Source organism: Mesorhizobium sp. M7A.F.Ca.CA.002.15.2.1 (genome assembly GCF_003998715.1).
In the GTDB taxonomy this organism is placed as follows: Bacteria; Pseudomonadota; Alphaproteobacteria; order Rhizobiales; family Rhizobiaceae; genus Mesorhizobium; species Mesorhizobium ciceri.
Window position 1 is genome coordinate 1 of record NZ_RZPI01000151.1, and the last position, 9,515, is coordinate 9,515.

8 protein-coding genes are annotated in these 9,515 nt (G+C 62.7%); all 8 read left to right on the top strand.

Annotated features, from left to right (window positions below; translation table 11 throughout):
- Window positions 1-332 precede the first annotated feature (332 nt).
- The 8 genes from ENZ74_RS11420 (at window position 333) to ENZ74_RS11455 (ending at window position 9,513) form a co-directional block, all read left to right on the top strand.
- Window positions 333-1,919, top strand: a complete 1,587-nt coding sequence (locus ENZ74_RS11420; protein WP_063169819.1) for an ABC transporter substrate-binding protein — start codon at window positions 333-335, stop codon at window positions 1,917-1,919.
- A gap of 16 nt (window positions 1,920-1,935) precedes the next feature.
- Window positions 1,936-2,895 (top strand): ABC transporter permease, encoded by a 960-nt coding sequence (locus ENZ74_RS11425; protein WP_013528249.1) that lies wholly within the window; start codon window positions 1,936-1,938, stop codon window positions 2,893-2,895.
- A 9-nt stretch (window positions 2,896-2,904) separates the two neighbouring features.
- Complete coding sequence (locus ENZ74_RS11430; RefSeq protein ID WP_013528250.1) at window positions 2,905-3,729, top strand: ABC transporter permease; 825 nt, start codon at window positions 2,905-2,907, stop codon at window positions 3,727-3,729.
- Window positions 3,729-5,399, top strand: a complete 1,671-nt coding sequence (locus ENZ74_RS11435) for an ABC transporter ATP-binding protein (RefSeq protein WP_013528251.1) — start codon at window positions 3,729-3,731, stop codon at window positions 5,397-5,399. The genes ENZ74_RS11430 and ENZ74_RS11435 overlap by 1 nt, the downstream gene beginning before the upstream one ends.
- A 185-nt stretch (window positions 5,400-5,584) precedes the next feature.
- Window positions 5,585-7,174 (top strand): ABC transporter substrate-binding protein, encoded by a 1,590-nt coding sequence (locus ENZ74_RS11440; RefSeq protein ID WP_024501943.1) that lies wholly within the window; start codon window positions 5,585-5,587, stop codon window positions 7,172-7,174.
- Between the two features lie 97 nt (window positions 7,175-7,271).
- Entirely contained in the window at window positions 7,272-8,111 is an 840-nt protein-coding gene (locus ENZ74_RS11445; RefSeq protein ID WP_024501944.1) for an alkaline phosphatase family protein, read from the top strand.
- 170 nt (window positions 8,112-8,281) lie between these two features.
- Window positions 8,282-8,848, top strand: coding sequence for a sigma-70 family RNA polymerase sigma factor (locus ENZ74_RS11450; RefSeq protein WP_027163789.1), 567 nt, complete (start codon window positions 8,282-8,284; stop codon window positions 8,846-8,848).
- Window positions 8,845-9,513, top strand: coding sequence for an anti-sigma factor (locus ENZ74_RS11455; RefSeq protein ID WP_082826721.1), 669 nt, complete (start codon window positions 8,845-8,847; stop codon window positions 9,511-9,513). The genes ENZ74_RS11450 and ENZ74_RS11455 overlap by 4 nt, the downstream gene beginning before the upstream one ends.
- Window positions 9,514-9,515: the final 2 nt, after the last annotated feature.

Genomic DNA, 9,515 nt, shown 5'->3' on the forward strand with positions numbered 1-9,515 from the left:
GACGCACTGGACGCAGACCCTGTCGCGAAACGGATGGTCAGTACGCACCGAAACGACAGCCGAAATGCGATCGGACGGGCAAAACTTCAGCGTCAGCGCCAGAATCGAGGCCTATGAGGACGAAACCCTCGTCTTCGAGCGCAATTTCGAGGAGAAGGTGCCGCGCGCGTTTCTTTGAATGCCGATTTCATTGGTCCAATTGCGACGTACGATTTACGCCACGGCATGTCGCATTCGGTCTTGCTTACCGCTTTCCCTTGCGGTCATTATTCTCCTCACAAGAAACAAGAAAAACGACCGCAGAGTCGAACCAACAGAGTGAGGAACTCAAAATGTCGAACGAACTGGAATTTCTTAGCCGGCGTGTCGCGTCGGGCAAACTGAGCCGTCGTGATTTTCTCGGCCGGGCGGCGGCGCTCGGTATCTCCGCGCCCTTCGCCACCTCGCTGCTTTCAAGCGCTGCACGCGCGGCAGGCCCGGTCAAGGGCGGCACACTGAAGGCCGGACTTGTCGGCGGCGAATCCACCAACAGCCTTGATCCGGCACTGTTCATGACTCAGGTGCCGTTCGCCTTCGGCAAGATGTGGGGCGAATTGATTGTCGAGCTTTCGCCGGAAGGCAAGCTCGAGAACCGCATCGCCGAGGAGATCGGCTCGTCGGACGACGCCAAGGTGTGGACGCTGAAGATCCGCGACGGCGTCGAATTCCACAACGGCAAGACAGTGACCGCCGAGGACGTGGCCGCCACACTTGAGCGCCATTCCGACGAGAAGTCGAAATCCGGCGCGCTCGGCTACATGAAAGGTATCGAGACCATCAAGGCCAGCGGCAAGGAAGTCGTGCTGACGCTGAAGGAGGCCAATGCCGATCTGCCCTATTTGCTCAGCGACTATCACCTGATCGTCCAACCAAATGGCGGCAAGGACAAGGCTGACGCAGGCATCTCGGCCGGTCCTTACAAGGTCACGACCAATGAGCCCGGTGTGCGCCATGGCGGCGAGCGTTTCGCCAATTACTGGCAGGGCGACAAGATGGGCCATGCCGACCAGATCGAGATCATCGTCATCAACGATGCGACAGCGCGCACGGCCGCCCTGCAGGGCGGCCAGGTCAACGTGATCAACCGCGTCGAGCCGAAGATCGTCGACCTGATCAAGCGCCTGCCGGGCGTCACCATCCGCAACCACGCGGGTCCTGGCCACTACGTGTTCATCATGCATTGCAACACGGCGCCGTTCGACAACGCCGATTTGCGCATGGCACTGAAGCTGGCCATCGACCGCGAGGAAATGCTGGACAAGATCCTGCGCGGCTACGGTTCGCTCGGCAACGACTTCCCGATCAATGCGTCCTATCCGCTGTTTACCGAGATCGAGCAGCGCAAGTACGATCCCGACAAGGCCAAGTTCCACTTCAAGAAGTCCGGCCACGACGGCGCCGTCCTGCTGCGGACCTCGGACGTCGCTTTCCCGGGCGCCGTCGATGCATCGCAGTTGTTCCAGCAGAGCGCGGCCAAGGCCGGCATTCAGATCGAGCTGAAGCGTGAGCCCGGCGACGGCTATTGGAACGAGGTCTGGAACAAGCAGCCCTTCTGCGCGTCCTACTGGGGCGGCCGCTCGACCCAGGACCAGATGTACTCCACCGCTTATCTGTCGACCGCCGACTGGAACGACACGCGTTTCAAGCGTCCTGACTTCGACAAGATGGTGCTGGCGGCGCGCGCCGAGCTCGACGAGACCAAGCGCAAGCAGATGTATCATGACATGGCTGTCCTGGTACGAGACGAGGGCGGCCTGATCCTGCCGATGTTCAACCAGTTCATCGACGCTACCGGCGCCAAGGTCGGCGGCTGGGTCGACGATCCGCATCAGGAGCTGATGAACGGCTACGCGCTGGCGAAGTGCTGGCTCGAAGCCTGAGCTTGGCCTTGCGGATATGTCCTCACCCATCTTGAAACTGGTGGCCCAGCGCGTTGCGCTGGGCATTCTGCTCTTGTTGGCCGTTTCGGTCCTGATCTTCGCCGGCACCCAGATCCTGCCCGGCGACGTCGCGCAAGCCATTCTCGGACAGTCGGCGACGCCGGAGTCGCTTGCCAATCTGCGCGAGCAGCTCGGACTCAACCAGCCAGCCTATCTCAGGTATTTTCATTGGCTGGGCGGCGTGCTGACCGGCGATCTCGGCACGGCCATGTCGAGCGGGCAGGACATCGCCACGTCGATCAAGGGACGGCTGTGGAACACGCTGTTCCTCGCCTTCTGGGCGGCGATCGTCGCCGTGCCGCTGGCGATCATCCTCGGCCTGATCGCGGTGCGCTACCGCAATGGCTGGGTCGACAAGCTGATCTCCGGGCTGGCGCTGGCCTCGACCTCGTTTCCCGAATTCTTCATCGGCTATGTGCTGGTCTATTTCTTCGCCGTGAAATGGCAGATATTCCCCGGCATTTCGACCGTCTATGACGGCATGCCTTTTGGCGAACGGATGCAGGCGATCGCCTTGCCGGCGACGGCGCTGACGCTGGTCGTGCTCGCCCACATGATGCGCATGACACGCGCGGCGATCCTCAATGTCATGCAGTCGGCCTATGTCGAGACGGCGGAACTGAAGGGCCTGTCGGCCTTCAACGTCATCCGCAAGCACGCCTTCCCCAATGCCATCGCGCCGATCATCAATGTCGTCATGCTCAACCTCGCCTACTTGATCGTCGGCGTCGTCGTGGTCGAGGTGATCTTCGTCTATCCGGGCATGGGACAGTATCTGGTCGACCACGTCACCAAGCGAGACGTGCCGGTGGTGCAGGCGGTCGGCCTGATCTTCGCCGCCGTCTATATCAGCCTGAACATCATTGCGGACATAGCGGCGATCGTCGCCAATCCGCGTCTCAGACATCCGAAATAGGGGGCGGATATGCTCGATATCAAACGCATCCCCATCCCCGCGCTGATCGGCATCGTGCTGACGGCATTGTTCGTGCTTGCGGCGGTCTTCGCCCCCTGGATCGCGCCGCACGGCAATGGCGAAATCGTCGGCGACGTCTGGGAACCGATGTCGGCTGCCCATTTGCTGGGCACCGACAATCTCGGCCGAGACCTGCTTTCGCGCATGATCTACGGCGCCCGCATCACTTTGTTCATCGCGGTGCTGGCCACCGCGCTGTCGTTCTCGCTCGGCGCCATTCTCGGCTTCTCGGCGGCCGTCTTCGGCGGCTGGTTCGACACGCTGCTGTCGCGCCTCGTCGATCTCTTGATGTCGATCCCGACACTGATCATGGGTCTCGTCGTGCTGTCGGTGCTGCCGACCAATCTGGTGACGCTGATCCTGGTGATGGGCATTCTGGATTCGACCCGCGTCTATCGCCTGTCGCGCGCGGTCGCCGTCGACATCAACGTCATGGACTATGTCGAAGCGGCGAAACTGCGCGGTGAAGGCAGCGGCTGGATCATCTTCCGCGAGATCCTCCCCAACGCATTGTCGCCGCTGGTTTCCGAACTCGGTCTGCGCTTCATCTACGCGGTGCTGTTCCTGTCGACGCTGTCGTTCCTCGGCCTTGGCGTGCAGCCACCGGACGCCGACTGGGGCGGCATGGTCAAGGAAAACAAAGACGGCATCGTGTTCGGCATCGCGGCCGCACTCATCCCAGCGGGGGCGATCGCGCTGCTGGCGATTTCCGTCAACCTGGTTGCCGACTGGGTGCTCAACCGGACGACAAGCCTCAAGGGAGGACGCGGGTGATGGCCGACACCAAAGCGAAGCTCGGGCAACCGAAGTCAGGCCTGCTGCTCGACATCCGCAATCTGCGCATCGAGGCTACCGTCTTCCCGCCCGGCGAACCGCCGAAGGACATCGTGCTGGTGCACGATGTCTCACTGACGCTCGAGAAGGGCAAGGTGCTCGGCCTGATCGGCGAATCCGGCGCCGGCAAGTCGACTATCGGCCTGTCGTCTATGGGCTACGGCCGCGGCGGCGTGCGCATCACAGGCGGCGAGGTGATCCTGAACGGCCGCGACATCCTCAAGGGCGGCAAGGACGGCTTCCGCAAATTACGCGGCCGCGAGGTCTGCTATGTCGCGCAGTCGGCGGCAGCGGCCTTCAACCCGGCGCACAGACTGATGGACCAGGTGGTGGAAGCCACCCTGCTGCACGGCACCGCGACACGCGCCGAGGCCGAGAAGCGCGCGGTTGCGCTGTTCAAGAAGCTCAGCCTGCCGAACCCTGAAACCATCGGCGAGCGTTTTCCGCACCAGGTTTCGGGCGGCCAGTTGCAGCGTGTGATGACGGCGATGGCCCTGTGCTCCGAGCCGGACCTGATCGTCTTCGACGAGCCGACCACGGCGCTCGACGTGACGACGCAGATCGACGTGCTGGCGGCGATCAAGGACGCCATCCGCGACACCCATGTCGCTGCGCTCTACATCACGCACGACCTTGCCGTCGTCGCCCAGGTCTCCGACGAGATCATGGTGCTGCGCCATGGAAGGCTGGTCGAATGGGGCGGCACAAGGCAGATCATCAAGGAGCCGCGCCAGGAATACACCAACGCGCTGGTCTCGGTGCATGAGATCGAACACCAGGAGCAGAAGCCCGGCACGTCGCCGTTCCTGTCGGTGAAGAACGTCACCGCCGCCTATGGCCGCAGCCATATCAAGGTGCTGAAGGACGTATCCGTCGACATCTATCCGGGCCAGACGCTGGCCGTGGTCGGCGAGTCCGGCTCCGGCAAGTCGACGCTGGCGCGCGCCATCACGGGACTTTTGCCACCCGAACAGGGTACCGTCACCTTCGACGGACGCGCGCTGGCCAACAGGCTGGCCGACCGGCCGAAGGAGGATCTGCGCCAGTTGCAGATGATCTACCAGATGGCCGATGTGGCGATGAACCCGCGTCAGACCGTCGGCACCATCATCGGCCGGCCGCTGGAGTTTTATTTCGGCATGCGCGGCCGTGAGCGCGACAGACGCGTTGCCGAACTGCTCGACAAGATCGAGATGGGCAAGGGATTTTCCGACCGCTACCCGGCCGAGCTTTCCGGCGGCCAGAAACAGCGTGTCTGCATCGCCCGGTCGCTTGCCGCCAAGCCGAAGCTGATCATCTGCGACGAGGTGACCTCGGCGCTCGATCCGCTGGTGGCACACGGCATCCTCGAGCTGCTGCTGGAGCTGCAGAAGGAAGAGAACGTCGCCTATCTGTTCATCACGCATGACCTTGCCACGGTGAAGTCGATCGCCGATTCAATCGCGGTTATGTATCGCGGCGAGGTGGTGCGTTACGGCCCCAAGGGCAAGGTGCTGAGCCCGCCCTTCGACGCCTACACCGACCTGCTGCTCTCCTCGGTTCCAGAGATGGAAATCGGCTGGCTGGAAAAGGCAATCAAGGGACGGCGCATGGCCAGCGCGGGGAACTAAAGCAATTCCGGGAAAACTGGGAACCAATACTGCCGGAAGAAAAAGGCAGGCGCTTCCCCTGGAAATTGTGTCAGACCAAGCTGCCACATAGGGGCGTCAGCGACCGTCATCCGGATGCAACACTAGAGCGCCACACGTCCTTCGGGACGAGCGCCGCTCGCACGACTTTTAAACAGGGGTAGGACATGAAAACTGAACTCGATTATCTCGCCGAACTCGCCGGTCACGGCCGGATATCGCGCCGTGCCTTTCTTGGGCGCGCCGCCGCGCTCGGCGTATCGGCGGCCATGATGCCGGCGCTGGCCGGCAAGGCATTTGCCCAGACGGCGGTGAAGGGCGGTATCATCAAGGCTGGCCTGCAGGGCGGGGAATCCACCAACAGCCTCGATCCGGCGCTGAATCTCAGCCAGGTAACCTTCAGCTTTGGCAAGCTTTGGGGCGAGTATCTTGTGCGCCTCACACCGGACAACAAGCTGGTCAACCTGATTGCCGAAGAGATTGGCGCCTCAGCCGACGCCAAGACATGGACGATCAAGATCCGCGATGGCATCGAGTTCCACAATGGCAAGACGGTCGGCGCGGAGGACGTTGCCGCCACCATCGAGCGCCATGCGGACGAGAAGTCCAAGTCCGGAGCACTCGGCATCCTCAAGAACATCAAGGGCGTCAAGGCGAGCGGCAAGGAAGTCATCGTCACGCTCGGCGACGCCGATGCCGACTTCCCCTATCTGATGGCCGACTACCATCTCGTCATCCAGCCGAATGGCGGCAAGGACGATCCGAATGCCGGCATCAGCGCCGGACCCTACAAGGTTAGCGTCAACCAGCCAGGCGTGCGCCATGGCGGCGAGCGTTTCGCCAATTACTGGCTTGGCGACAAGGCCGGCCATGCCGACCAGGTCGAGATCATCGTCATCAATGATGCGACCGCACGGCTTGCAGCCTTGCAAGGCGGCCAGGTGCACATGATCAACCGCGTCGAACCCAAGGTCGTCGATCTGGTCAAGCGCATCGCGGGCGTTTCCATCGAGAACGTCTCGGGCAAGGGCTACTATCCGTTCAACATGTTCTGCGACACCGCACCTTTCGACAGCAACGATCTGCGCATGGCGCTGAAGCTAGCCATGGACCGCGACGAGATGCTGGAAAAGATCCTGCGCGGCTATGGCTCGGTGGGTAACGACTTCCCGATCAACGAGGCCTATCCGCTGTTTTCCGCCGATATCGAACAGCGCAAGTTCGATCCGGACAAGGCGGCGGCAGCCTACAAGAAATCAGGCCACAGCGGCTCGATCGTGCTGCGCACCTCGGACGTCGCCTTCCCGGGCGCCGTCGATGCCGCACAGCTCTATCAGCAGTCCTGCGCCAAAGCCGGCATCAAGATCGAGATCAAGCGCGAACCCGGCGACGGCTACTGGTCGGAGGTCTGGAACAAGCAGCCTTTCTCGCTCTCCTACTGGGGCGGACGCGCCACGCAGGACCAGATGTATTCCACCGGCTATGTCTCGACCGCCGACTGGAACGACACGCGCTTCAAGCGGCCGGAATTCGACAAGATGCTGTTTACCGCGCGCGGCGAGCTCGACCAGGCCAAGCGCCAGGCGATCTACCACGATATGGCAGTGATGATGCGTGACGAAGGCGGGCTGATCGTGCCCTTCTTCAACCAGTTCATCGACGCGGCCGCCACCAACAAGATCGGCGGCTATGCCAAGAGCCCTATCGGCGAAATGATGGACGGCTACGCGCTTGCCGAGTGCTGGCTCAACGCTTGAGCGGACCCTGATCGTCCGATTTCATCTATCAGAACGCCGTGTGCCCGGGACGGCACACGGCGTTCCCGTTTCAACCGCCAACCGCATGGAGCAGCCCGTGGCGCTCAAATCCAAGCTTCTGCTGATCATCCTCGATGGCGTGCCTTACCGGAACTGGCGCCGGCTGATGGGCAATCTCGAAGGCTGGGTGCAATCGGGCGAGGCGCAGGTCTGGAAGATGCGCTCGGTGCTGCCGTCGACCTCGGCCTGCTGCTATGCCTCGATCCACACCGGGGTTTCGCCGCAGGTGCACGGGATTCTCTCCAATGAGAACCGTTTCCGCGTCGAGCAGCCCGATATCTTCTCCGAGGTCAGCAAGGCAGGCGGCAAGACGGGGGCGGTGACCCATTCCTACTGGTCGGAATTCTTCCGCGCCTACCCGTTCGACCTGGTGGAGGGCATGGAATTCGACGAGCCAGGCGGGCCGATCACGCATGGCCGCTTCCACACCATGACCGGTTACAATCTCCGCAACCAGATGACGCCGAGCGATGTCGACCTGTTCGCGACGCTGACCATGCTGACGAAACGCCATGGCATCGACTACGGCATCCTGCACACCTGCACGCTGGATTCGATGGGACACCGCTTCGGCCACGACTGCCACGAGATGGACCATGCCGTCTATGCGATGGACGGCATGCTGGCCGCCTTCCTGCCACGCTGGATCGAAGCCGGCTATGAGGTGATCGTCACCGCCGATCACGGCCAGACCGATCGTGGCCATCACGGCGGCCATGACGACGAGATGCAGGATTTCGCGCTGTATTATTTTGGACAAGGCAAAGGGCCGGATGCGGACACACTACTCGACCAGCTGCAGCTGGCGCCGACGGTGCTGAGCCGACTGGGCGTTCCCGTGCCCGCGACGATGAAGGCGAAGTCTTTCTTGGAGTGAGAAGCGGTCCGCGAAGCTCTTCCCTTCTGCCCTTGTGGGAGAAGGAAGAGGCGCACCTCTGGCAACCTCCGCGCTCTTCGGTTAGCCTCCGCAAAATTCCTTGGCGGAGGATGAACCTTTTTGGGCCGATCAGCGACAGAGCAGACAGGAGCCAGGCGGCTCGACCGGCCATGACGGCAGCGACGGAGACCGATCGCGCGCTTGTCGACCGGGTCGCGAAGGGCGACCGAGCCGCCGTGCGGCTCCTGTTCATGCGTCACCACGCGCGGGTCTACCGCTTCGTGGCGCGCCAGACGGGATCGGAAATGATGGCCGACGATATCGCCAACGAAGTCTTCCTCGAGTTGTGGCGCCAGGCGCCCGGCTTCGAAGGGCGTTCCGAAGTCTCGACATGGCTGCTCGGCATTGCCCGTTTCAAGGCGCTGTCCTTTCTGCGCAAGAAGAAGGAAGACTGGATCGACGACGAGGCCGCCGCCGCGGTGCCCGACGGCGCCGACACGCCGGAAGTCGTCACCATGAAGGAAGACAAGGCGGCCGCCCTGCGGCGCTTCGTCGACGCCTTGCCGGAAGAGCATCGCGTCGTCATCGATCTTGCCTATTATCACGGGCAGTCGGTGAGCGAGATCAGCGAGGTGCTCGACATTCCGGTCGCCACCGTCAAGACCCGGATGTTCTACGCCCGCAAGAAACTCGGCGAGGCTCTCAAGGCCGCCGGTTACGACAGGGGGTGGCCATGAGCGCCGCTGAAAAGATGTCGCGCCGCGACGAAATGGAAACGCTGCTGCCGTTCTACCTGAACGGCTCGCTGGAAGGTTCCGACCTGGAAGCGGTCGAGGAATGGCTGGCCAGCGATCCGGCCGCACTTGCCGCCCTTGGCGAAGCTGAAGCCGAATTCTCCGGCGCCACGGCCGCCAACGAAGCAATCCGGCCGCCGGCCGATGCGCTCAGCCGCTTTGCCAAGGCACTCGACGCCGAGGCCGGGCCTGCGCGCAAGCCGGCAGGATCGTCCTGGCTGGCGCAGGCCTGGGGCCGCTTTATGGCGGTGCCGGTCGGCGTCGCCTGGGCGGCAGCCGCGGTTCTGCTGGCGCTGGTCATGGTGCAGTCGTTTGTCGAACCCGGCGGAAAGGGCAATGATTTCGAGATTGCCGGCGCGCAAGACGATCTGGCGAAAATGCCGTACGCCCTGGTCAAGTTCAAGCCGGATGCGAAGATGTCGGACATTTCCGCCTTCCTCGGCAGCAACGGGCTGAAGATCGTCGGCGGACCGACCGCCGACGGCGTGTTCCGGCTTGGCATCCCGGCTGCCAACGCAGCCGACTACACCAGGCAAATCGGCCTTGTTGCCGCCCAGGCTTTCACGGAGACTGTGATCGAGGGAAGGAAACCGGTTGATGGCGGCTGAGG

Excerpts from the sequence above, each read along its gene's own strand:
- ENZ74_RS11455 (WP_082826721.1), top strand. The coding sequence starts at position 8,845 with ATGAGCGCCGCTGAAAAGATGTCGCGCCGCGACGAAATGGAAACGCTG.
- ENZ74_RS11430 (WP_013528250.1), top strand. The coding sequence starts at position 2,905 with ATGCTCGATATCAAACGCATCCCCATCCCCGCGCTGATCGGCATCGTG.
- ENZ74_RS11420 (WP_063169819.1), top strand. The coding sequence starts at position 333 with ATGTCGAACGAACTGGAATTTCTTAGCCGGCGTGTCGCGTCGGGCAAA.
- ENZ74_RS11435 (WP_013528251.1), top strand. The coding sequence starts at position 3,729 with ATGGCCGACACCAAAGCGAAGCTCGGGCAACCGAAGTCAGGCCTGCTG.
- ENZ74_RS11425 (WP_013528249.1), top strand. The coding sequence starts at position 1,936 with ATGTCCTCACCCATCTTGAAACTGGTGGCCCAGCGCGTTGCGCTGGGC.
- ENZ74_RS11440 (WP_024501943.1), top strand. The coding sequence starts at position 5,585 with ATGAAAACTGAACTCGATTATCTCGCCGAACTCGCCGGTCACGGCCGG.
- ENZ74_RS11450 (WP_027163789.1), top strand. The coding sequence starts at position 8,282 with ATGACGGCAGCGACGGAGACCGATCGCGCGCTTGTCGACCGGGTCGCG.